This is a genomic window from Coprococcus eutactus (genome assembly GCF_025149915.1).
Taxonomy (GTDB): domain Bacteria; phylum Bacillota; class Clostridia; order Lachnospirales; family Lachnospiraceae; genus Coprococcus; species Coprococcus eutactus.
In genome coordinates this window covers 3,089,672-3,112,919 of sequence record NZ_CP102278.1, presented here as the reverse complement: position 1 = coordinate 3,112,919, position 23,248 = coordinate 3,089,672, and the positions used below count along the sequence as shown (strand labels likewise).

The window sequence follows — 23,248 nt, the reverse complement described above, 5'->3', positions numbered from 1 at the left end:
CGTAAAAACCTTCCTCAAAAAAAATATCTTCCTATTATTAATAATACTAGTTTATTTTATAATAAACATAGGGCTATTTCAAGCATATAAAATGTAAAAAACAGATTATTTTAGGCTTATTTCTAATTTAAGTGGTTCTACGGTTAGGTACACGTAATATATATAAAAATCAAAATAACGAAAAAATACGGCTAATTACAAACAAAGAGTAAACATTAGATGTTGATATATTTGTTGATAAAGTTGATAATATAATTAAGCTTTTGGGAGTTATGTAAATAGACTCAAAATTGGAGTGAATTATTTGCAAACAGTAAAAACGTAATAAATACAAGTACTTTATAAACATATCAAAACGATTTTGAAAAGTTATCAACAAGTTATCAACAATTTGTTGATAACATTATGTAAATCTGAAAAAATATGATTGGTAAAATGTGAATTTTATATTAAATACAACATATGGATGTTAAAAAAAATAAAATACAAGATGTGACAATTTTGAAAAAAAGAGAAAATATGGAGATATAGACATGATTAGTGTAGATTAAAGTAAATTGCTAAAGCATATATTATAATCAAAATGTTTATAACCTGGTTTAGAGATTAAAACTATAAAGTTTGAGAGGAGTAAATTTGAAAAATAGGGATAAAATATGAAAATAAATTACATAAATATGTAATAAATGTTAATTTGATGTATTATGTTAAGTAGTTTCTATATATCAAAAATAGTTGTAAACACTAACAACCCTTGAAAAAACAGGGATTTTGAGAGAATAACAGCTAAAAATAAAAAGTTATCCACAAGTTACAAACATTTTGTTGATAACATTATGTAAAGCAAAAAGCAGCTGATTAAAAAAAAGTGAAAAAAATGAAGAAATACTATATTTTGTTATGGTGAATATTGTGTACACCAAATTAATCTTGAATAATGTGTCACCTTTACCCAAGAATGGCTGAAAACCTTATAAAATCTAGCAAAAACGGCAAAAAACACTTGACTGATATGGTGCTTTTATTTATAATGGGCAGGTAAATTTGTGAAGAAGGAGGTGTTTTGTAATGAAGATGACATTCCAGCCTAAGAAGAGACAGAGATCTAAGGTTCACGGCTTTAGAAAGAGAATGAGTACTGCTAATGGCAGAAAGGTACTGGCCGCTAGAAGAGCTAAGGGAAGAAAGAAATTATCAGCGTAAGGTCACATGGTTGTGACCTTTTTTTATAGTATATGAAACATAACGCGCTGAACACTTTCAGTATATATGACATATGTATATTTGTGAGTGGTATGTGTTTTATATATGATGGTCACAGCAACAGTTTTTCTAATAATCAAAGTTTCGGTGGTTACACAATGAGTAAAGTAATTTCATTAAAAAACAGCAGAGAGTTTGGCAGTGTTTATAACACAAGAAATTCGGTAGCCAATAAATATTTAGTTATGTATCTGAGAAGCAACGGCTTAGATTACAACAGACTCGGAATCTCTGTTAGTAAGAAAGTTGGTAACAGTGTGGTAAGACACAGGGTAACCAGATTAATTAGAGAAGCTTATCGATTAAACAGAGCAAATATTGATGTTGGCTATGACATAGTTATTGTAGCCAGGCCGGCATCAAAGGATAAAAAATGTCAGGACATTGAAAGTGCTTTGATGCATTTGTGTGGGTTGAAGAAGATAAGCCACATAGGGTAAGATTATGAAAAAAATATTTATAGGTTTAATCAGATTTTACAGGAAGTATTTGTCACCGCTTAAGGGACATGCTACCTGCAAGTATTTTCCTACTTGTTCGCAGTATGCAATTGAGGCTATCGAAAAGTATGGAGTTTTAAAAGGTGGTCTCCTTGCAGTATGGAGGATACTTAGATGCAATCCTTTTTCAAAAGGAGGATATGATCCAGTTCCATAAAGGAGAAAATTATGTTTCTAACTAGAGAAGATGGTATGATACTCGGACCGGTCTGTTGGCTGCTTGGTAAGATATTCAATTGGATTTATATGTTCGTTGGATTTATAGGAAGCCATATGGGATTCACATATGTAAATCTCAGTGTATGTGTTATTTTATTTACATTTGTACTGAGAGGTGCACTGTTCCCACTTTATTTTAAACAGCAGAGATCAAGTAAGATCATGAGTTTCATCCAGCCTGAGATTGCTAAGGCAACAAAGAAATATAAAGGCAAGACTGATCAGGAATCAATGATGAAACAGCAGCAGGAAACTCAGAAGATTCAGAAAAAGTATGGTGTCAGCATGGCATCAGGATGTCTGACTTCACTTATACAGCTGCCTATATTCTATGGTCTGTACAGGGTTATCCAGAACATACCTGCGTATGTTCCTTCAATGACCAAGAAGTACAGCGATATCGTGGACATATTGAGTAAAAAGACTGATTATATCAAGGCTATAAGTGATGTAGCCGGAGATTCAAAGGTCAGCACTGTGACAATGGCTCTTAAGCAGATGGGTGATGATCCTACAAAGAATCAGATCATTGATGTGCTTGATAAGTTTTCTAAGAGTGATTGGGATAAGCTGATAGCTAATCTTGATCTTACAGGTAATGCTGATCTCGCAAGCTATGTTGATCAGTTCCACAACATGAATCAGTTTTTGTTTGGATTAAATATTGCAGATGCGCCGGGATGGAAACTTTCAATAGCTTTGATAGTTCCTATTGCCTCTGCTCTCCTGCAGTTCTTACAGACAAAGATATCCATGAAGTCATCACAGAATAGCAACATGGATAGCAATCAGCAGACAGCCAACAACATGATGAAGGGTATGATGTACTACATGCCTGTCATGTCACTTATATTCTGTATAACTCTTCCTATAGCTATCGGTCTTTACTGGATAGTTGGTTCTGTTATTATGATAATATCTCAGCTCATAGTTGATGCTTATTATAATCATCAGGACAAGGATGAGCTGCTTGCAAAGTGTGCTGAAAAGGCTGCTAAAAAGCAGGCAAAGAAGAAGAATCCGGATAAGAAGTCATTCTATGAAAGAATGATGGATGCTCAGAATGGCAATACATCAACAGATAATAGCCAGTCAGAGAATATCAACAAGATGGCTTCTTCAAGACTTAAGAGCTATGTCAATCCAGCACATTCAGTTAATGTTGATGGTGATGACATTGATAAAAATAAAAATGTTACTTATAAACCAGGCAGTATAGGATCAAAAGCAAATATAATGCTTAAGTATCAGAACAATAGCAATGATAAGGGAGGAAATAAATAATGGAATTCGTGGAATTCAAAGGTAAGACTAAAGATGAAGCCCTTATGCAGGCCAGTGTTGAGCTTGGAGTACCTAGTACAGATCTTGAGTACGAGGTAGTTAGTGAAGAAACTAAGGGATTTCTTGGTATAGGTTCTAAACCTTGTATAATAAAGGCAAGACGCAAAAAGACATTTATCGATGAGATAAGAGAATATCTTGAAAGTCTTTTCAAAGCAATGGATATTCAGACAGAGATCCAGATAGAGTTTGATGAGACAGAAAATGTACTATCTATAAACCTTGAGGGTCCTGAGATGGGAATACTTATTGGTAAGCGTGGACAGACTTTGGATGCTCTCCAGTATATTATAAGCCTTGCAGTAAATAAGAAGAGTGAATCTTATATCAGAGTTAAACTTGATACAGAGAATTACAGAGCAAGAAGAAAAGAGACACTTGAGAATCTTGCAAAAAACATTGCATTCAAGGTAAAGAGATCAAAGAGATCATTTGCACTTGAGCCAATGAATCCTTATGAGAGAAGAATCATCCATGCAACACTTCAGAATGATAAGTATGTATCAACAAAAAGTGAGGGTGAGGAGCCATATCGTAAGGTTATAGTATATCTCAAGAAGAAAGAAAAATAATATAGATAATGGATGTGCCTGTGATAAAATTATGGCAGTTTCATTTGTAGATATTATAAAAGACGGATCATGTCAGTTTGACATGATCTGTTTTTTTATGATTTTTTATGATAGAAAATATTTATTGTGGAAAATAGAATACATATGTTGTACACTACATAGGTGGATCAATTGATAACCTGTGATCAGGAAGGATAGATTGTAGAGATGTTTAAGGAAGATACTATTGCTGCCATTACCACGGGAATAAGTAATGCGGGTGTGGGAATAATCAGAATAAGCGGTGACAGAGCCTGTGAGATAACAGACAGAGTATTCCAGGCTGAAAATAAGAAGAAAAAAGCTTCAAATATGAAATCATATACCGCTGCATTTGGAAAGATATATGATGGGGATGATTTGATTGATGAATCTATTCTTCTCGTTATGAAAGCACCTCATACATATACATGTGAGGATGTGTGTGAACTTCAGTGTCATGGAGGTATAGTTGTACTCAGAAAGATTCTAGACCTGGTTCTCAGAAATGGTGCAAGGGCTGCTGAGCCTGGAGAATTTACAAAGAGGGCCTTCCTTGGTGGAAGGATAGATATGTCACAGGCTGAATCGGTTATGAGTCTTATAAATGCAAAAAATGATTTTGCAGTGAGGACATCTGTAGACCAGCTGCAGGGAAGACTCAAAAATACGATAGTTAATATGAGAGAAAAAATCCTCTACAATGTAGCATTTATAGAATCTGCACTGGATGATCCTGAACATTATAGTTTGGATGGATTTCCTGATAAACTCAGAATGATAATTGATGATATTCTTATACAGGTAGAAGGACTGATTAACACATTTGACAATGGAAAAATATTGTCCGAAGGAATAAATACAGTTATAGTAGGTAAGCCAAATGCAGGAAAGTCATCATTGCTCAATATGTTTGTCGGTGAGGATAGGGCAATTGTAACTGATATGGCGGGAACCACAAGGGACACACTTTCTGAAATTGTAAATGTCAGAGGAATAACATTAAACATAATAGATACAGCGGGTATAAGAGAGACTGATGACTTAGTAGAAAAGATAGGTGTTGATAAGGCAATCAAATCCGTTGACAAGGCAGATCTGGTACTCTATGTGGTGGATGGATCTGTGGAACTGGACGAGAATGACCAGAGAATAATTGAGAAGATCAGGGATAAGAATGTAATAGTTATCATCAATAAGTCTGATCTAGAGATAAAAATTGAAAGAGATGCCATTTGCAGATATATAGATGCTGAAGTGATACAGCTATCGGCTATGACTGGGGATGGAAGTGAAGAACTCTATGATATGCTGAACAAAATGTTTTTTGAGGGAAGCCTTTCATACAATGACCAGTTGTATATAACAAATGCACGTCATAAGAATGAACTTGTCTGTACAAAAAATGCTCTGAAAAAGGTAATTGAGAGCATTGATATGGGTATGGAGGAAGATTTCTTTTCAATAGATATGATGGATGCATATGAACATCTGGGACTTATCATTGGGGAGACTGCGAGGGATGATCTTGCAGATAAGATATTTAAGGATTTCTGTATGGGAAAATAGGAGGATAGTAAAATGCCTGTTTTGGATGAAGAATATGATGTAGTAATCGTTGGAGCCGGACATGCCGGATGTGAGGCTGCCCTTGCCAGTGCAAGACTTGGTCTTAACACTATTATATTTACAGTTAGTATGGACAGTGTTGCGATGATGCCGTGTAATCCCAATGTTGGAGGAAGTTCAAAGGGACATCTTGTAAGGGAGATAGATGCTCTGGGCGGCGAGATGGGAAAAAATATAGATAAGACATATATACAGTCCAAAATGCTCAACTCGTCAAAGGGACCTGCGGTACATTCTCTAAGAGCACAGGCTGACAAGGCAAATTACTCACGCACAATGAAGTATACCCTTGAAAATACTGATAATCTTACTTTGAGACAGGCTGAAGTGTCAGAAATCTTGGTCGATGATGGAATTGTAAAAGGTGTTAAGACATATTCAGGTGCAACCTACAAGGCAAAGGCGGTTGTGCTCTGTACTGGAACATATCTCAAAGCGAGATGTATATATGGTGATGTGGTTTATCACACTGGACCAAACGGACTTATGGCGGCAAATCATTTGTCTGATTCCATGAAGAATGCTGGTATATCTATAAGGAGATTCAAGACGGGAACTCCGGCGAGACTTGACAAGAGAACCATAGATTTCTCACAGATGGAAGAACAAAAGGGTGACGAGAAGATAGTACCTTTCTCATTCACAAATACAGAAAGCGATATAAAAAGAGAACAGATTTCTTGCTGGCTCTGTTATACAAATGAGAAAACGCATGAAATTATAAGAAACAATATAGAGAGATCTCCTCTTTTTTCAGGAGTGATTGAGGGAACAGGTCCGAGATATTGTCCTTCCATCGAGGATAAGGTCACAAAGTTTCCTGATAAGAGCAGACATCAGATATTTATTGAGCCTGAGGGTGAATTTACAAATGAAATGTACATGGGGGGAATGAGCAGTTCTCTTCCTGAGGATGTGCAGTATGATATGATACACAGTATGAAGGGACTTGAGAATGCAAAAATCATTAGAAATGCGTATGCCATAGAGTATGATTGTATAAATGCTATAAATCTCAAGCCATCATTGGAATTTAAGACTATATCCGGACTTTTCGGTGCAGGTCAGATAAACGGAAGTTCAGGATATGAGGAAGCTGCAGCGCAGGGACTTATGGCAGGAATAAATGCTGCCAGAAAGGTACAGGGAAAAACTCCTGTTGTTCTAGACAGATCTCAGGCATATATAGGTGTTCTCATCGATGATCTCGTGACAAAGGAGACATCTGAGCCTTACAGGATGATGACATCAAGAGCTGAATACAGACTTCTTCTCAGACAGGACAATGCTGATATCAGACTTACAGATATCGGACACGATATAGGACTTATAGATGATGAGAGATATTCAAAGTTTATCCTCAAAAAGAAACAGATAGAGAAAGAGATATACAGACTTGAGAATACCATGGTGGGAGCAAATGCTACCATTCAGAAGTTTCTTGAGAAAAAGAACAGCACAGGACTGAAGACAGCAGCATCTTTAGCTGAACTTATAAGAAGACCTGAATTGTCATATGAGGATATTGAGGAAATAGATGAAGGTCGTGAAAAGCTTCCCGATGATGTTATAGAGCAGATAAACATAACTATAAAGTATAAGGGTTATATAGACAGACAGAATCAGCAGGTGCATCAGTTCAAGAAGCTAGAGAGCAGAAGATTACCTGATGATATAGACTACGAGCAGATAAAAAATCTGAGACTTGAGGCAAGACAGAAACTTTCAAAGATAAGACCGGAAAATATTGGACAGGCGTCAAGAATCTCAGGTGTTTCACCTGCAGATATATCTGTTCTGTTGGTATATATGAAGATGAAGGGAAAACTTTCTGAAGGAGAATAGGTGAATGGACAAACTTAACGATATAGTCAGACAGTTTGGGCTGGAACTCAGCGAGAAACAGTTGCAGCAATTTTCAAGGTATTACGACATTTTAGTGGAGTGGAATAGCTTTATGAATCTTACTGCAATCACAGATAGGGATGATGTGATAATCAAGCATTTTGCTGACAGCCTTTTATTGTACAAATATAAAGATCTTCATGATAATTTAAGTGTTCTGGATGTTGGTACAGGTGCCGGATTTCCTGGGATACCTTTAAAAATAGCTTTTCCTGAGTTAAAGGTTACTCTCATGGATTCTCTGAACAAGAGACTCAATTTTCTGAATGAGGTTATAAAAGAACTGGAACTTGATAATGTTGAGACCGTTCACTCGAGAGCCGAAGATGGAGGAAAAAATCCTCTTTACAGGGAGAAATATGATCTTGTAGTATCTAGGGCAGTTGCAAATCTTGCAACTCTTTCTGAATGGTGTCTTCCATTTACAAAGGTTGGAGGGTATTTCGTTCCATATAAGTCAAATGCTCTGAGTGACGAGATGACGGATGGAAAAAAAGCGATAAGAATACTTGGCGGTCAGGTGGAAAATATATTTAATACAAATATTCCTGAAACAGATAATCAAAGAAGTTTCGTGTTTGTTAAAAAAATAGCTAATACTGACAAGAAATATCCGAGAAAGCCTGGTGCTTCAAAGAAACTTATATCTAAATAGGTAGAGTATAAGGTTTAATATCTGGAAGTTACAACATAATAGATACATTTAGATAAATAAAAAACAGCCTGTAGTAAGGCTGTTTTTTATTTGATAGAGGAACCAGAGGATTTCATATGCCTCTTTTCCTTTCTCTTTTCCCTGATATCTTCCTGTTTTTGTTTTATCGCTTCTATTCCTGCTTTATCAATTGGTTTGATCGTTTTTTGAATATAGTAGCTGTTGTTTGATGTTTTAAATTTTATTTTGCCACAGAAACATCCGTGCATCCAACATTTTCCAACACACATGTAAGATGAAGGACTGTTAGAAAACCAGTCAATATATGTTTTGACTTTTTTATTACATTTGAAGCATTTTATTTCTGTTACTTTTTTGTCATCAAGAGCAACTTGTTTATTTTTAAATATTCTAGAGATATACTCATATTGATTGTTATGAAACTCTTCTATCTCCTCTGCTTTATCTTTTGGAGCAATGTAGAGATCAAAACTGTATAATTGGTTTATATTTTTGACTTTCATCTCTTTCATAACAAGTGCGGTATACCGCGCATCATTGAGAGCTGTGTGGAAAGGTTCATTTTCAGGAATATTCATTTCACTTACAGCTTTTTCAAGCTTACTCATCGTCTGGGGAGATCCGGATTGATTGGTAATACTTGCATAAATGCTCTGAAGATTTAAAAATTTTAATGGCCTTGGAAGTTTGTCCATATAATAAAAATCCATATTGGTCTGAAGCTCTGTCAGATCCATAGGACCCCAAGTGCAGAATATGTAATTATCTCCACACCACTCAAGAAATTCTGAACATACTTCCTTGAAACCTCGTCCAAGGTTAAGGTCGTTCTCATCATAGTTCAGAATTGTTCTGATCTTTGAATGGAGCTTCTTATAAATTTTTGGCTTGATAAGACTTGAATATTCATCGATAATATTAAGGTTCTTGTCAACTTTTACAGCACCAATCTCTATAATTTCAAAAGGCATACGTGGATGTTCACCCATATGACCATTGTAGCTTTGATTCCATTCAAGATCCATAACAATATAATTCATAGTCATGTCCCTTTTAGAATGTATTATAGGAGGTAAAAAATTATCTCCTTATGAAAAAATGGTGCAACCGCATTTGAAGGCGCTGCGCGCGACGGTTGCGTGATTCACAAGTAAACCTCCCACTTACGTGGGTCCCTCCTTATGAAAAATAGTGCACCTGGCGGGATTCGAACCCACGGCCTTCCGCTTAGGAGGCGGACGCTCTATCCTGCTGAGCTACAGATGCACATCAATTATTATTTTATCACTAAAAAAAGTGATAGTCAATATTTATGAATTGAATCACGTGAACTTATAAGTCACATAAACTCAAATTACGAAAATCTGGATCATATGATAATATGGCCCTGGAGCCATATATCTCCTTTAAATCTTCTTCCCGGAGCCGGTTCTCCAAAAAGATCTTTCTTATTTATTGCAATTGTAAATAAAAGGTCATTGCACTCGATGTCCAGAAGATACACAGATTCATTGGTGAAAGTGTTGGCGGTTTCTCGGTAGGCAGTAATATTTCCTATAACCGCATAGTGATCTGTCTCTATTCCAACTGGCATAAAACATGATTCTACAATTGAAAGAACATCCTCTGAGTGAGTTCTTTTTCCAATAAGATTATAGGTGTCCATGTCTTCAAGTGTGAGGCTCTCTATGGCCGCTGGATCACCTTTTTTTGCAGCCTCTATAAGTTTGTTCCTTTTATGATTAGATGATCTGGTGTTCCTGTTTTCTCCACTTTTGTTGATATCCAGAATTATAGTTCCATCGTTGGAAAGCCCTGAAAAATATGTTCTGGATATATTTTTATTTGATTTATTGAGCCATTTTGATTTTTCATAATCTGCAACATTAGATATGAAAAATATCAATGTCATTCCGAGATTATAGTTGTTGCTCACACCAGCATATGCACATTTGTCAGTGTACTTTTCCGCATATATATTCAAATGATCTGTTGCAAGCTTTGAATCTACATATGGAAAATAGTATTCTATTGATAGTGCTCCGCTGGACGACATTTCACCAACAAGAGATATGCCAAAATTATCACCAAAGTCTTTACTTATCTGTACAAGGTGGGTATCTGAACTTATAGTTGTGATTATTTTCTTCGTTGGTGATTGAAGTACCTGTCTGTATATTGGTTCCAGCTGCTGTCTGTTATTTATGTTTGAAAACCCTATAGCTGGTAGAAAACTATGCATTCTGATACCTCCTTGTAAGATAAATGTAATTTAGTCTGATTTATGGTTATTTATTTGGTCTTCTCAAGATATTCCTTGCCACCCATGTATGGACGAAGCTTCTCTGGAATTCTTACTCTGCCATCAGCCTGAAGATTGTTCTCAAGAAAAGCAATAAGCATTCTTGGAGGAGCAACAACAGTGTTATTAAGAGTGTGTGCAAGGTATTTCTTTCCATCCTCTCCCTTAACTCTGATTTGGAGACGTCTTGCTTGTGCATCACCGAGATTTGAACAGCTTCCAACCTCAAAATACTTCTTCTGACGTGGAGACCATGCCTCAACATCAACTGATTTTACCTTGAGATCTGCAAGATCACCGGAGCAGCACTCAAGAGTTCTTACAGGGATATCCATTGATCTGAAGAGATCTACTGTATTCTGCCATAACTTATCGAACCACATCTTGCTGTCTTCAGGCTTACAGACTACGATCATTTCCTGCTTCTCGAACTGATGTATTCTGTATACACCTCTCTCCTCGATACCGTGGGCACCCTTTTCTTTTCTGAAACATGGTGAGTAGCTTGTAAGAGTCTTAGGAAGCTCTTCTTCAGGAATGATAGTGTCTATAAATTTACCAATCATAGAGTGCTCAGATGTTCCAATGAGGTAGAGATCCTCGCCCTCAATCTTGTACATCATGGCATCCATCTCTGCAAAACTCATAACACCTGTGACAACGTTGCTTCTGATCATAAAAGGAGGAATACAGTATGTAAATCCTCTGTCAATCATAAAATCTCTTGCATATGAGATGATAGCAGAATGAAGTCTTGCTATATCACCCATGAGATAGTAGAAGCCGTTTCCTGCTACTTTTCTTGCAGAGTCCAGGTCAATACCACCAAGTGACTCCATGATATCTGCATGGTAAGGTATCTCAAAGTCAGGGACAACAGGCTCACCATACCTCTGAACCTCAACATTCTCTGAATCGTCCTTACCGATAGGAACTGATGGATCAATGATGTTAGGTATGATCATCATGATCTTTTTAACTTTTTCTTTGAGTTCAGGCTCAAGAGTTTCAAGTTCCTTGAGTCTTGCTGATGTCTCAGCTACCTGTTTCTTAACTTCCTCAGCCTCAGCCTTCTTCCCCTGAGCCATAAGAGAACCAATCTGCTTTGCGATGGTGTTCTTGTTAGCTCTGAGTGCATCAGCTTCCTGCTGAGCAGCACGAGCCTGCTTATCAAGCTCTATTACCTCATCAACAAGTGGAAGCTTGTCATTCTGGAACTTGTTTTTTATATTCTGTTTTACTACGTCTGGGTTTTCTCTTAAGAATTTAATATCAATCATGATATCCTCCTATTAAAATATAATTTTAAAATTTTGTTTATTTGTCTTGGTAAAAGTGTAATTTTTATAAAAATATACTAGTCCATAAACTAGACCATATACCATAATAATGTGGTTACATAATATAAAATCACTTTTTATAATTTGTTCTCTGCAATTTCATCTTCAAGAGTTTTAGCTTTTTCTATGGCTTCTTTTTCTTCTTCAGAAAGAGCTACATATGATTCTCCACCAATAATCTCTTTTGCATAATTAAAGCAGCCTTCTCTTGTATGCATGCTGTTTAACACAACGCCGTTGTTATCATTGTCCATTAGTGCCAGGGCAAAACTCAGATTTCCACCCATTCCATCAAATGCGTTGTATTTCACAAGACCTATCTTGCTTACACAGGATGATAAATGGCTTTGAATTTCTTTGTGCTCTTTTGTAAGCCTTTTAGAATTGTTCTTTACCGCATCCATTTCGGCAAAACGCTTCATTATAATATCTTCCAAATCACCTGCCTGGGTTCCGCTTAACAGCCGCTTAATCTGTTTGTTTCTATTTTTTATATTGCCCATCATTAAGAATAATAGTACAAACAAGGCGATTATGAGAACTAACATACCGATAAGTATGTATGCAGGATCAATACCTATTTTCTGTAGTATGGAACTTTCCATTATATATTGTCCTTCCTTGATTGCGCATTTATTACATCAATTCTTTATTGATTGAGTATAACATCTCAGTTATTCTGTCAAGTTCATCCTGGGAATAGTAGTTGATTTCTATCTTTCCTTTGTTATTATTTGAAGCTTTTATTGCAATTTTTGCTCCAAGAATGGATTTTAACTTATTTTCTATATCAGAATAGAATACGGATAAATCCTTATCTGGTTCTTTTTTTACTTTTTCTTCTTCAGGCTTAGCTTGTAATATGGATTTTACATATGCCTCAGTCTCTCGAACACTGAGCTTTTGGTCATATACGATCGCAGCTGTCTCATACTGAAGCTTTGGATCTTCTATAGGAATAAGTGCTCTTGCATGACCGGTTGAAATCATATTGTACATAACCATCTGTCGTACATCCTCACAGAGCTTGAGAAGTCGGAGAGAGTTTGTTATGGTTGATCTGCTCTTGGAAACCCTTTCTGCAACCTCTTCCTGCTTCAGATTGTACTGTGAGATCAGAGCCTCATATGCCTGAGCCTCCTCTATAGGATTGAGGTCCTCCCTCTGAATATTTTCAATAAGTGAGATCTCCATAATCTCTTTGTCCGTATATTCTCTTATAACAACAGGAATTTCTTTCAATCCGGCAAGCCTTGCAGCACGCCAACGCCTTTCTCCTGCAATTATTTCATAATAATCGCTCTTTTTTGTGACAATAAGAGGCTCTAACACCCCGTATTTCTTTATGGAATCTGATAATTCCTGTAATGCCTCTTCATCAAACTGTTTTCTTGGCTGAGATTTGTTCGGTTCTATGAGATTTATGTTGATTTTTTGCTCAACTTCCTTAACAACCTCTTTAATTACCTCTTTTGTGACAGTTTTTACTTCTTTTTCTGGAGAAGAGGATGGATCATTATCCGTTTTTTTTGATCTAGGGGACCTGGAAGCATCAGATGTACCTAAAAGGTCATTCAATCCTCTTCCTAATCCTTTTTTCTGTGCCATTTTATTCCTCCATTTATCTGTAATAGTCGTTTTCTATAACTTCATCCGCCAACATCATATAATGTTCTGCTCCAGCTGATCTTGGATCATATTCTATAATTGGCATTCCGTAACTTGGAGCTTCTGCTAATCTTACATTTCTTGGTATTACGGTGTTGTAAATATGTTGATTCAGGTTATCGCGGACGTTTTCAACAACCTGTACTGATAAATTTGTTCTTGAATCAAACATTGTGAATACAACGCCTTCTATTGTTAGTAAGCGGTTCAGATTTTTTCTTATCAATTCAATAGTATATACGAGCTGTGACAGACCATCAAGTGCGAAAAATTCGCACTGTATTGGTACAAGAACCGTATTTGCTGCTGTCAGAGCATTTACTGTCAACATTCCAAGAGCTGGAGGACAATCTATAATAATATAATCAAATTTATTCTTGACTTTTCTGATATGTGTCTTGAGTATATGCTGCATGTCCTCCATGCCGACAAACTCAACCTCTGCACCTGCCAGTTCTCTGTTTGCTGGAAGAAGATTGAGTCCCGGATAGACATTTATAAGCATACATTCTCCGATATTGCATTCATTTCGCAACATATCGTATACAGTATATTCCAGTGAATCACGATCTACACCGAGACCACTTGTCATATTACCCTGTGGATCCATATCAACAGCCAGAACTTTTTTCCCTTTTGCAGCCAGACAAGCGGCAAGATTTATAGCTGTGGTAGTTTTGCCAACACCACCTTTCTGGTTCGCAATTGCTATTATTCTGCCCATTTTTACTCCTTTTTAGTAGAAAAAATGTTTCACACATGGATTTGTTAAAAAATATCCGTAAGTCATTTATGTTTCACGTGAAACATTAGTAATTTAGTAAATAAAACATTATAATTTGTAAATAAGAAATGATTATTTATAAATAAAACGTATCTTTTGTTTATAAAACATAATTCCCATCAAATAGTGCTTGTCTATTATAACACTTATGTATACTTAATGCCATATGAATAAGAAAAATATTGTTGTTAAATATAGATGATAAAATTTTAATATCTCATTTAATTCCCTGACACAAAAGAGTAATTGATTATGTGTTGAAATAAAGATATATAACATAATTATTGTGTGAGTGTAATATATAATAATGAATTGTGTGTGGAATAAATAATATATGTTACGGCTAGTGATACAATAACTTTGTTAAAGACAGCTGTCAGGTCGACTACATATAAATGTTTCACGTGAAACATAATACTGAAATGAAATAGGTACTGGAAAGAATATATTTATTAGAAATTTAAAGATTTTCTTATAATTTAGTTGAATATATAGATAACTGTTGTGAAATTAGAAAAACAATGTCAGATATAGAAATTCTATAAAAGAGGTATATGGTATAACACATACAATAAATAACCGCTCTATAAGAATCTTTAAAGTAAATTTAAAAGTAACTCATGTCATAACATGTAATGTATTTATTCTTATATAAACGGACATAAAAAATAACATATATATAAATAAACTTATATAAATAATTTAATAATTAAATAATTGTACTAAATGGCATCTGAAAAAATAGAATATGAAGGAATATTATTATATATGATTTTATTTGATATAAAACAAAATGATGTTTCACGTGAAACTTTTATAGATAAAAGAAAAATACTGTGAAAGTATTACGAATGATGTACTAGATACTCATATATAATTAGAAGAAACAAGACGTACAAGCATTTAAAATTAGAATTATACTGATCACTTACATATTAAATAGGTAGAAACATATTATATTTATGATGGAGTAATGGTAAATTTCAATAAAACATGTTAAGAAAAACACTTTTAATAGAAAAATAAAACAAAGTTAAATAATAAAGAAGAACAAGTACCGCCTGTTTATAAACGGTACTTGTTCTTCTTTTTCAATATTATTGTATATGATTTTATTTCATATTTTAAATTATATCTTCATTGATATATAAGATACTTTCGATGTATATCACATAGCTTGTATATTACATAGCTTCTGGGGCTTCAATTCCAAGAAGATTTAATGCCTCAGCAATCGTATTCTTTGTGAGGTATGTGAGCATAACTCTTGCATTCTTGAGATCCCTATCATCAACGTTTATTCTTGTTGAATTGTAAAACTTGTTAAATGCCTGAGCAACATCAACGGCAAATCTTGCGACTATTGATGGTTCATATTTGTCTGCTGCATCCTTTATAACTGCAGGGAATCTGTTGATCTCCTTGAGAAGTTCAATTGCATCCTGCTCTGTTATGAGATCGTAGTTGACTGGTGCTGAAGAATCAAAGTTTTCATCCATGCGGACTACACTACAGCATCTTGCATGTGTATATTGAACGTAAGGACCTGTCTCTCCATCAAAGTTGAGAACTTTGTTCCAGCTAAATGATACATCCTTTATTCTCTGGTTGTATAAGTCATTGAAGAGAACTGCTCCTACACCGACTTTTTTAGCAACATCCTCTTTGTTAGGAAGATTAGGACTCTTTTCTGTGATTATCTCAAGACTTTTAGCAATGGCATCTTTGAGAATATCCTCTGCATATATGATATTTCCACTTCTGGTTGAAAGCTTGGCACCCTCAAGACTAACAAGACCATAAGGTATATGTACAAGTTGATCCTTAGCCCATTCATTACCAAGTAACTCAACGACTTTGAAAACCTGTGCAAAATGAAGCTTCTGCTCCTGACCTGTGACATACAGGCATTTTGAAAAGTTATATGTATCTTTTCTGTAGAATATTGCCGCAAGATCACGAGTAGCATAAATAGAGCTTCCATCTTTCTTTGTTATGATACATGGAGCCATGTCATAATCTGAGAGGTCAACGATCATTGCACCTTCGCTCTCTTTGAGAAGTCCGGCAGCTTTAACTTTATCAACAACAGCCTGGCATTTATCTCTGTAGAAGCTCTCACCGAGATAATAGTCAAAATCCATTCCAAGAAGATTGTATGTTCTTTTGTATTCTACGAGACTGATATCCTTGAACCACTGCCATATGCTGAGTGCTTCTTCATCACCGTTCTCCATCTTATTGAACCATGCTCTTGCCTCATCGACAAGTTCTGGATTCTTGTCAGCTTCTTCGTGGAATTTTACATAGAGCTTCATGAGCTCGGCAATTCCATCTTTTTCTACAGCTTCCTTTGTACCCCACGCCTTGTAAGCAACAATAAGCTTACCAAACTGTGTACCCCAGTCACCAAGATGGTTTATTCTGACAACTTTATAACCTAATTTTGAATATATCTTATAGAGAGAGTTTCCGATGATAGTTGTTCTGAGGTGTCCTACGTGGAAATTCTTTGCTACATTAGGAGATGAGTAATCTATGCAGATAGTCTGACCATCTCCAAGATCTGAGCATCCAAAGTTAACTGAGTTGGCAGCCTCTATCATAGTCTTTACAAATATATCTTTCTTTATATAGAAGTTGAGATATGCGCCAGCAACATCAATTTTTTCAATGAAATCAACGTCCCCGATTTGTTCTTTGATATCGGCAGCTATCATATTTGGAGCTTTTCTCATGATTTTGGCAAGTCTAAAACAAGGGAAAGCATAGTCGCCCATGTCAGGACGTGGTGGAATCTCTATAGATGCGATTATGTCTGAGGCATCTACCCCTTCTATATTTTTTGAAATAAGTTCTGCAATTTTTTCTTTCATAATACAATATCCTTTAATTATTTTATTTGAATGTAAGTTTATCACTAACAATAACGGTCTGTGATATAATATTACAATGGAAACGTAAATCTCACGTTTGTTCCGCTTACGATGTCACCGTCGATCTTGAATGTACCACCCAGCAGATAAATGATTTCGCTGATCTTGTGGAGACCGCTGTACCATGGACTGTTAGATGAGTAGTTGTTGTCAATTCCAACACCATTGTCATTAATATATACATCAATAAGTCTGCTGCTGAGATATATCTTGATATTGACCTTGTTCGCATTGGAGTGCATGAACACGTTGTTCATCAGCTCCTGTATTATAAGAACAAGATGTGTTGAGACTATATCAGGAATGTTGATGGCGTAGTCAGTACAATTGATGTCGTAAGAGATGCCACACTCAGGATGTTCATCTTTATAGTTCTGGAACAGTTTTTCTAGAAGAGTCCATACCGGTTCATCCGAATCAACTTCATTTACAAGAGAATTTGCTAATTCGTCGACCTGGTCTGCCAGCTTTGATGTCGATGTAGTCAGTTCCTCAAGAGTTACCTTGGCACGGTTAATATCTGATCTGATCAGCCAGGAGAGTACCTCTAGCTTGTGGGAATTGGCATCAAGCACATCAGTTATGTCAGACTGTATCTTTTCCGCAAGCATTTTCTTCTCGTGTTGTTGGAGTTTTAAAATATTTATTCCGTGGTTGATGTTGTCCTCCGGTTTATCTTCGGAATCTTCAGTTTCGGTGGTTTCTTCTTGGATGGTTGAAACTTCCTCGGTCACTTCAGATAAAAGATCGTCCAAATGTCTGTTTGATGTCGAGAGACTGGTTATTCGACGCTTTAACAGGTCGGTTTCCTCCTCCTCCTCTTTTATCTGGAGCTTTAATGTGGACTGGATATCCTGAAGTTCCTTCAGCTGCAGTTCTATCTGTGTTGCTTTCTCCTGCTGTGAAGTGGTATTTGCTGAAAATGGGGAGAAAACGTTATGACCAGTACTGGTTTTGAAGGAGTATACATCGAGAGTCTTGATCAACTGGTCGATCTTGGCTTTGAGTTCAAATTCTTCAGTTTTCAGTGACTGAACCTGTTCCAGTTTACTTATATATGAATCATTAAAAAAGTTGAGCAGATCCTGATTTGTGCTGCGGACGAGCTTCAGACTTTCTATAGATGAGTTATCCATGATATACTCCTTTCCCTGTATAATTTTTTATTGTAGTATACCAAAAACAGTGTGTCAACAAATGGTTATTGCTTATTTTTGCTTCTTTTCTCTGTATGCTACAAGTCTGTTGATTGGAGTACCCATGGCTGAGAACTTTGTCTCGTATTCTGTCATGATATTCCCCTCGTTATATGAGGAATTGTGAAGGTCGTAAGTGTAGTTTTCAAGTATCCATCCGGCTTCAGGTACCTGCTCAAGTGAGAAGTCAAATAACCCTCTGTTGTCAGTTTTAAAAATAACACGGCCTTCAGGTGCCAGAAACTGATCATATAATCCAAGAAAATGTGTGGATGTGAGACGTCTCTTGGCATGTCGGTCCTTGGGCCATGGATCTGAGAAATTCAGGTATATACGGTCTATCTCATCTTTGTCAAATACATCCGTTATATATTCTGCATCCATTCGTATAAAATAAAGGTTGTTCAAATCTAATTCCTGCTCTCGCTTTTCAATTGCGCGCACAAGGACGCTGGAGTATTTCTCTATTCCCAGATAGTTTATATCAGGATTTCTTTTGGCAAGCTCGATGATAAATTGCCCCTTGCCCATTCCTATCTCTATATGTATTGGGTTGTCGTTGCCGAATAGCTCGTGCCACTTGCCTTTCATCTCGGTTTCGTCTTTGATAACAAAGTCATTTGCTGCAATGGTTTCCCTTGAACCTTTAACATTTCTCAGTCTCATAATAATATATAATCTCCATATAATCGGTTTTTCTAATCTGAATGATATTAGAACATACCTTATTATAATAACATAGCAAAAAATGATATTCAAATTTTATTAAAATGTTATGCAAATACTTACAGATCAGGATTATAATAAAAGCTAGAGGCAGAATATAAAAAAATATAGAAAAAAATAAAAAAATGCTTGCATTATTAAATAAACTAATGTATACTCTAATCTGTTGTGATGGTTACGACATTGCAAACAACAAATACGGGCCGCTAGCTCATTTGGTAGAGCACCTGACTCTTAATCAGGGTGTGCGGGGTTCGAGCCCCCGGCGGCCCACTTTAAGGTGGATTGACTGCAATAAATTGTGGCTGATCCATTTTTTTGTCACAACAAATATTTGAAAATAATGAGTAAAAAAATACTTGCATTATTCTTTGGATTGATGTATACTTTATTTTGTTGTGACAACACAGCAAGCAAACGAATACGGGCCGCTAGCTCATTTGGTAGAGCACCTGACTCTTAATCAGGGTGTGCGGGGTTCGAGCCCCCGGCGGCCCACTACAAGATGGATTGACTGCAATAAATTGCGGCTGATCCATTTTTTGTGCGATAAAATAAGCCGTCATGCAGATATCGTATTTACACGAATTCCTATATGACGGTTTATTTACATGTACAGATCATTATTTATACTCAATCATTTATACGCCTTCATTGTCAAATGCGGGGATAAAACTTTCGTCTGCTGTGTCACCTTCCTGAATAAATCCATTTTCAACGCCGATATCGATGGCATAATCCACAAGCTCATCGTATTCTTCAGGTGCGATTTTGTGTCCGAGTTCAGGAAAATCTTCCTCAATTCCCTCCATAGGAGTGTATTGGTTCATTATGCTTATGTAGATATCGTCGCCGTATGTGTTATACAGATAGGTTATGACTGATTTTGAGTCAGCGATGTGTCCCGGAAGCTGCAGATGGCGTACAATTACACCTTTTTGCATGATGCCATACTGATTGAAGTTTGTCTTTGCTCCACCGCACTGCCTGACCATCTCAGCTATGGATTGTTTGGCGTAGCTGGCATAATCAGGGGTGTTGCAGTATCTGGAGGCTATCTCAGGCGACATGAATTTGAAATCAGGAAGGTATACATCTATATATCCGTCCAGCATCAGGATCATATCGGCCGTTTCGTATCCACTGCAATTGTAGACAAATGGGAGATGGAAGTTTCTCTTGCGGGCCATATCTATGGCTGATACAATCTGGGGAATATAGTGGTCGGGTGTCACAAGATTGATATTGTTGGCACCCTTATCCATAAGTTCAAAAAATATGTTGCAAAGTCTTTCTATGGATATTTCTTTTCCTGCTCTGCCTCTGGAAATATCTTTGTTCTGGCAGAAACAGCATCCAAGAGCGCAACCGGAAAAAAATACGGCACCTGATCCATTTTCACCTGATATGCAAGGTTCTTCCCACATGTGAAGTGCAGCCCGTGATACCCTGACTTTTTCCCCAGTGTGACAGGCACCTGTGCTTCCATTTGTTCTGTTGACGCCGCATTTCCTCGGACAAAGTATGCATTTTTCAAGCATTTTTTCTATATCCATAGAAACCTCCATAATAACTACATATCTATTACAGTTTATCAGGATCGTAGCTGCTTATGAGATCAGCCATCTCCTGAAGGTCAGCATTTGCATTCATATCTTCTACATTTCCCTGATCCATGAGATCAGCCAGTTTGGGGTTGATAGGAAGTCTTATGGCATTGCCGATATAAAGCTCCTTCATGACTTCCTCAAGTCTGCTCTTTCCAAAGATGTAGTGTTTGTTACCACAATCTGGACATTCAAAATATGACATATTTTCGATCATTCCTATAACTGGAATGTTCATGCTGTCCGCCATGTGAACGGCCTTTCCGACTATGACTGAGACCAGATCCTGGGGAGTTGTGACGACCACGACGCCGTCTATAGGGATGGACTGGAATATTGTAAGCGGAACATCCCCGGTTCCAGGAGGACAGTCGATAAACATGTAGTCTACATCTCCCCATATGATATCTGAGTAGAATTGTTTTACTGTGCCGGCGATGATAGGACCTCTCCACAGAACAGGGGTTGTCTCGTCGTCAAGGAGAAGATTTACGGACATTATCTTGATTCCTGTCTTTGTCTCATCAGGGTAGAGATAATCTCCCTCTGCCTCGGGTGTTTTATTTACACCAAATGCCTTTGGTATGGATGGTCCTGTTATATCGGCATCAAGTATGGCTGTTTTAAATCCCATGCGCTGCATGAGAACAGCGAGCTGACAAGTGACTGATGATTTTCCAACGCCGCCTTTTCCACTTACAACAGCGATAATGTGCTTTATGTGTGAGTCTGGATGCGCATTTATGATAAGACTCTGTGGTTCTGTTCTGCTTGAACAGCTCTGACCACAGCTGCTGCAATTATGTGTACAATTTTCTGACATGATACTCTCCAATCTATCGCACAGATATGTATGTGCGATCTATGTTTTATGCGATGATACGCATTTGATTAATATATATCATTAAGAGAGTGCAAAGTCAACGAAGGCGGACACTATGAAATTTCTGAGGTGAGTTGAAATTGACGGGTGTCAAATATATAATCAGAGGCATAATAGTTGGTTGATATCATAAAAAGGAGCGTAAAAGATGGGAGTTTTGTCAAATATTGAACCTAATGAAGTGTTTCGTTTTTTTGAGGAGATATGCGGGATCCCACACGGATCGTCTGATACAAAGAGGATAAGTGATTATCTGGTGAAGTTTGCCACAGACAGAAATCTGAGATTTATACAGGACGGGAGCAACAATGTAATTATATTCAAGGATGGAACTGCGGGATATGAGAACAGCGCGTCTGTTATGCTGCAGGGACATATGGATATGGTATGTGAGAAGGATACGGACTGTGATATAGATTTTGAACATGATGGACTGAGACTGGTGTTTGAGGACGGAGTGATATCCGCCGACGGAACCACTCTTGGTGGAGATGATGGGATAGCTGTGGCATTTGCGCTGGCTATACTGGATGCCGATGATATACCACATCCGCCACTTGAGTGTGTATTTACGGTTGATGAGGAGATAGGAATGCTGGGAGCTGCGGCGATTGATTGTAGTCCACTTAAGTCACGGATCATGCTCAATCTGGATTCTGAGGATGAAGGGTACCTGCTGGTGTCATGTGCCGGAGGTGCGTGTGCTACGTGCCATATTCCGGTTGAATATGAGAATGCAAAAGATGATCATTCAGTTGTGAAAATTATTGTAGAGGGTCTTACCGGTGGACATTCCGGCGTAGAGATCATAAAACAGAGGGCAAATGCCGACAAGCAGCTTGCAAGACTTCTATATAATATAGGAAGGGATGTTCCATATAGACTGATATCTATACAGGGCGGTCTTAAGGACAATGCAATACCTAATAAGGCGGAGGCATATGTGGGTATTGATCCGGAGAATGTGGATAACTTTGTAAAATCTGCGGAAAAGAATGAGAAGATTCTGAGGCATGAATTTGGAAATACTGATCCAGAGCTTGTAGTGAAAGTAGAAACGGATCTGTCAGATGATCTGGGTTCATATAATAACGCGGATGATGTGCAGAACGATATGTATGGTAGAATCATGATCAACAGAGTTATGACAGAAAAGTCATCGGATATAGTTATCAGGAGTCTTATGATGATGCCAAATGGAATTCAGAAGATGAGCAATGATATAGAAGGGCTTGTGCAGACATCGCTGAATCTTGGAATATTGAAGACAACTGAGGATGAGGTCACAGCAAGCTTTTCAGTAAGAAGCAGTGTACAGTCTGAAAAGGAAAATCTGATAGATCAGCTCCGATGTGTATCAGTCTCGGCTGGTGGAAATCTGGATGTGCAGGGAGATTATCCTGCATGGGAGTACAGACATGATTCTCCTCTCAGAGATATTATGGTGGATGTGTTTGAAGAGCAGTATGGAAGAAAGCCTGTTATACAGGCACTTCACGCCGGGGTGGAGTGTGGTCTTTTTGCCGGTAAGCTGCCTGGTCTGGACTGCGTATCATTTGGCCCGGATATGAAAAATATCCATACCAGCAGAGAGTCTATGGATGTTGCCAGTGTACAGAGAACATGGAGGTATACACTTGGTATACTTGAGAAATTGAAGTAATTGACAGCAATATAATT

The 23,248-nt window shown here is 37.1% G+C and carries 20 protein-coding genes and 3 tRNA genes; 11 read left to right on the top strand and 12 right to left on the bottom strand.

Annotated features, from left to right (window positions below; genetic code table 11):
* The first annotated feature begins 1,068 nt into the window (after positions 1-1,068).
* The 8 genes from rpmH to rsmG all read left to right on the top strand — a co-directional run bounded on the left by rpmH (position 1,069) and on the right by rsmG (position 8,105).
* Positions 1,069-1,203, top strand: a complete 135-nt coding sequence (gene rpmH, locus NQ536_RS13750) for a 50S ribosomal protein L34 (RefSeq protein WP_004852723.1) — start codon at positions 1,069-1,071, stop codon at positions 1,201-1,203.
* Between the two features lie 158 nt (positions 1,204-1,361).
* Positions 1,362-1,703, top strand: coding sequence for a ribonuclease P protein component (gene rnpA, locus NQ536_RS13745; protein ID WP_022058157.1), 342 nt, complete (start codon positions 1,362-1,364; stop codon positions 1,701-1,703).
* A 4-nt stretch (positions 1,704-1,707) separates the two neighbouring features.
* A complete protein-coding gene (gene yidD, locus NQ536_RS13740) occupies positions 1,708-1,920 on the top strand; it encodes a membrane protein insertion efficiency factor YidD (RefSeq protein ID WP_004852727.1) in 213 nt (70 codons plus the stop codon).
* 11 nt (positions 1,921-1,931) lie between these two features.
* Positions 1,932-3,266 (top strand): YidC/Oxa1 family membrane protein insertase, encoded by a 1,335-nt coding sequence (locus NQ536_RS13735; protein ID WP_004852730.1) that lies wholly within the window; start codon positions 1,932-1,934, stop codon positions 3,264-3,266.
* Complete coding sequence (gene jag / locus NQ536_RS13730; protein ID WP_004852732.1) at positions 3,266-3,898, top strand: RNA-binding cell elongation regulator Jag/EloR; 633 nt, start codon at positions 3,266-3,268, stop codon at positions 3,896-3,898. Before NQ536_RS13735 ends, jag begins: the two co-directional genes overlap by 1 nt.
* Before the next feature lie 207 nt (positions 3,899-4,105).
* The gene (mnmE, locus tag NQ536_RS13725) at positions 4,106-5,485 is read left to right on the top strand and encodes a tRNA uridine-5-carboxymethylaminomethyl(34) synthesis GTPase MnmE (RefSeq protein ID WP_004852736.1); all 1,380 of its coding nucleotides are present in this window, start codon (positions 4,106-4,108) and stop codon (positions 5,483-5,485) included.
* Positions 5,486-5,497: 12 nt separating this feature from the next.
* Positions 5,498-7,390, top strand: coding sequence for a tRNA uridine-5-carboxymethylaminomethyl(34) synthesis enzyme MnmG (gene mnmG / locus NQ536_RS13720; protein WP_004852739.1), 1,893 nt, complete (start codon positions 5,498-5,500; stop codon positions 7,388-7,390).
* 4 nt (positions 7,391-7,394) lie between these two features.
* Positions 7,395-8,105 carry a 16S rRNA (guanine(527)-N(7))-methyltransferase RsmG gene (rsmG, locus tag NQ536_RS13715; RefSeq protein ID WP_004852740.1) on the top strand — a complete coding sequence of 237 codons (711 nt, stop codon included), beginning with the start codon at positions 7,395-7,397 and terminating at the stop codon, positions 8,103-8,105.
* Positions 8,106-8,191: 86 nt separating this feature from the next.
* Here rsmG and NQ536_RS13710 read toward each other — a convergent pair whose 3' ends face one another.
* The 10 genes from NQ536_RS13710 to trmB all read right to left on the bottom strand — a co-directional run bounded on the left by NQ536_RS13710 (position 8,192) and on the right by trmB (position 19,018).
* The gene (locus NQ536_RS13710) at positions 8,192-9,166 is read right to left on the bottom strand and encodes a 3'-5' exonuclease (protein WP_022058155.1); all 975 of its coding nucleotides are present in this window, start codon (positions 9,164-9,166) and stop codon (positions 8,192-8,194) included.
* Between the two features lie 152 nt (positions 9,167-9,318).
* Positions 9,319-9,392 (bottom strand) — tRNA-Arg (locus NQ536_RS13705).
* Between the two features lie 103 nt (positions 9,393-9,495).
* A complete protein-coding gene (locus NQ536_RS13700) occupies positions 9,496-10,368 on the bottom strand; it encodes a DUF3881 family protein (protein ID WP_004852745.1) in 873 nt (290 codons plus the stop codon).
* A gap of 50 nt (positions 10,369-10,418) precedes the next feature.
* A complete protein-coding gene (serS, locus tag NQ536_RS13695) occupies positions 10,419-11,708 on the bottom strand; it encodes a serine--tRNA ligase (RefSeq protein ID WP_004852748.1) in 1,290 nt (429 codons plus the stop codon).
* Positions 11,709-11,845: 137 nt separating this feature from the next.
* Positions 11,846-12,373, bottom strand: coding sequence for a DUF4446 family protein (locus NQ536_RS13690; RefSeq protein ID WP_004852750.1), 528 nt, complete (start codon positions 12,371-12,373; stop codon positions 11,846-11,848).
* A 31-nt stretch (positions 12,374-12,404) separates the two neighbouring features.
* Positions 12,405-13,376 carry a ParB/RepB/Spo0J family partition protein gene (locus NQ536_RS13685; RefSeq protein ID WP_004852753.1) on the bottom strand — a complete coding sequence of 324 codons (972 nt, stop codon included), beginning with the start codon at positions 13,374-13,376 and terminating at the stop codon, positions 12,405-12,407.
* A 13-nt stretch (positions 13,377-13,389) separates the two neighbouring features.
* Positions 13,390-14,160, bottom strand: a complete 771-nt coding sequence (locus NQ536_RS13680) for a ParA family protein (protein WP_004852756.1) — start codon at positions 14,158-14,160, stop codon at positions 13,390-13,392.
* Positions 14,161-15,404: 1,244 nt separating this feature from the next.
* Positions 15,405-17,096: an arginine--tRNA ligase gene (gene argS, locus NQ536_RS13675; protein WP_004852759.1), complete on the bottom strand. Its 1,692-nt coding sequence runs from the start codon at positions 17,094-17,096 to the stop codon at positions 15,405-15,407.
* Between the two features lie 71 nt (positions 17,097-17,167).
* A complete protein-coding gene (locus tag NQ536_RS13670) occupies positions 17,168-18,292 on the bottom strand; it encodes an ATP-binding protein (RefSeq protein WP_004852761.1) in 1,125 nt (374 codons plus the stop codon).
* Between the two features lie 72 nt (positions 18,293-18,364).
* Positions 18,365-19,018 (bottom strand): tRNA (guanosine(46)-N7)-methyltransferase TrmB, encoded by a 654-nt coding sequence (gene trmB, locus NQ536_RS13665; protein WP_004852764.1) that lies wholly within the window; start codon positions 19,016-19,018, stop codon positions 18,365-18,367.
* 260 nt (positions 19,019-19,278) lie between these two features.
* Between trmB and NQ536_RS13660 the strand changes: the two genes are divergently transcribed.
* Together NQ536_RS13660 and NQ536_RS13655 are read left to right on the top strand one after the other, a co-directional pair.
* Positions 19,279-19,351 (top strand) — tRNA-Lys (locus NQ536_RS13660).
* Positions 19,352-19,503: 152 nt separating this feature from the next.
* Positions 19,504-19,576 (top strand) — tRNA-Lys (locus NQ536_RS13655).
* 143 nt (positions 19,577-19,719) lie between these two features.
* Here the strand turns inward: NQ536_RS13655 and NQ536_RS13650 are convergent.
* Positions 19,720-20,634, bottom strand: coding sequence for a radical SAM protein (locus tag NQ536_RS13650; protein WP_022058150.1), 915 nt, complete (start codon positions 20,632-20,634; stop codon positions 19,720-19,722).
* A 28-nt stretch (positions 20,635-20,662) separates the two neighbouring features.
* The gene (locus NQ536_RS13645) at positions 20,663-21,508 is read right to left on the bottom strand and encodes an Mrp/NBP35 family ATP-binding protein (protein ID WP_022058149.1); all 846 of its coding nucleotides are present in this window, start codon (positions 21,506-21,508) and stop codon (positions 20,663-20,665) included.
* 208 nt (positions 21,509-21,716) lie between these two features.
* Between NQ536_RS13645 and NQ536_RS13640 the strand changes: the two genes are divergently transcribed.
* Positions 21,717-23,231 (top strand): aminoacyl-histidine dipeptidase, encoded by a 1,515-nt coding sequence (locus tag NQ536_RS13640; RefSeq protein ID WP_004852773.1) that lies wholly within the window; start codon positions 21,717-21,719, stop codon positions 23,229-23,231.
* Positions 23,232-23,248: the final 17 nt, after the last annotated feature.

Bases quoted from the DNA above. Each gene is read 5' to 3' on its own strand.
- rpmH (WP_004852723.1), top strand. From the start codon at position 1,069: ATGAAGATGACATTCCAGCCTAAGAAGAGACAGAGATCTAAGGTTCAC.
- rnpA (WP_022058157.1), top strand. From the start codon at position 1,362: ATGAGTAAAGTAATTTCATTAAAAAACAGCAGAGAGTTTGGCAGTGTT.
- yidD (WP_004852727.1), top strand. From the start codon at position 1,708: ATGAAAAAAATATTTATAGGTTTAATCAGATTTTACAGGAAGTATTTG.
- NQ536_RS13735 (WP_004852730.1), top strand. From the start codon at position 1,932: ATGTTTCTAACTAGAGAAGATGGTATGATACTCGGACCGGTCTGTTGG.
- jag (WP_004852732.1), top strand. From the start codon at position 3,266: ATGGAATTCGTGGAATTCAAAGGTAAGACTAAAGATGAAGCCCTTATG.
- mnmE (WP_004852736.1), top strand. From the start codon at position 4,106: ATGTTTAAGGAAGATACTATTGCTGCCATTACCACGGGAATAAGTAAT.
- mnmG (WP_004852739.1), top strand. From the start codon at position 5,498: ATGCCTGTTTTGGATGAAGAATATGATGTAGTAATCGTTGGAGCCGGA.
- rsmG (WP_004852740.1), top strand. From the start codon at position 7,395: ATGGACAAACTTAACGATATAGTCAGACAGTTTGGGCTGGAACTCAGC.
- NQ536_RS13710 (WP_022058155.1), bottom strand. From the start codon at position 9,166: ATGAATTATATTGTTATGGATCTTGAATGGAATCAAAGCTACAATGGT.
- NQ536_RS13700 (WP_004852745.1), bottom strand. From the start codon at position 10,368: ATGCATAGTTTTCTACCAGCTATAGGGTTTTCAAACATAAATAACAGA.
- serS (WP_004852748.1), bottom strand. From the start codon at position 11,708: ATGATTGATATTAAATTCTTAAGAGAAAACCCAGACGTAGTAAAACAG.
- NQ536_RS13690 (WP_004852750.1), bottom strand. From the start codon at position 12,373: ATGGAAAGTTCCATACTACAGAAAATAGGTATTGATCCTGCATACATA.
- NQ536_RS13685 (WP_004852753.1), bottom strand. From the start codon at position 13,376: ATGGCACAGAAAAAAGGATTAGGAAGAGGATTGAATGACCTTTTAGGT.
- NQ536_RS13680 (WP_004852756.1), bottom strand. From the start codon at position 14,160: ATGGGCAGAATAATAGCAATTGCGAACCAGAAAGGTGGTGTTGGCAAA.
- argS (WP_004852759.1), bottom strand. From the start codon at position 17,096: ATGAAAGAAAAAATTGCAGAACTTATTTCAAAAAATATAGAAGGGGTA.
- NQ536_RS13670 (WP_004852761.1), bottom strand. From the start codon at position 18,292: ATGGATAACTCATCTATAGAAAGTCTGAAGCTCGTCCGCAGCACAAAT.
- trmB (WP_004852764.1), bottom strand. From the start codon at position 19,018: ATGAGACTGAGAAATGTTAAAGGTTCAAGGGAAACCATTGCAGCAAAT.
- NQ536_RS13650 (WP_022058150.1), bottom strand. From the start codon at position 20,634: ATGGATATAGAAAAAATGCTTGAAAAATGCATACTTTGTCCGAGGAAA.
- NQ536_RS13645 (WP_022058149.1), bottom strand. From the start codon at position 21,508: ATGTCAGAAAATTGTACACATAATTGCAGCAGCTGTGGTCAGAGCTGT.
- NQ536_RS13640 (WP_004852773.1), top strand. From the start codon at position 21,717: ATGGGAGTTTTGTCAAATATTGAACCTAATGAAGTGTTTCGTTTTTTT.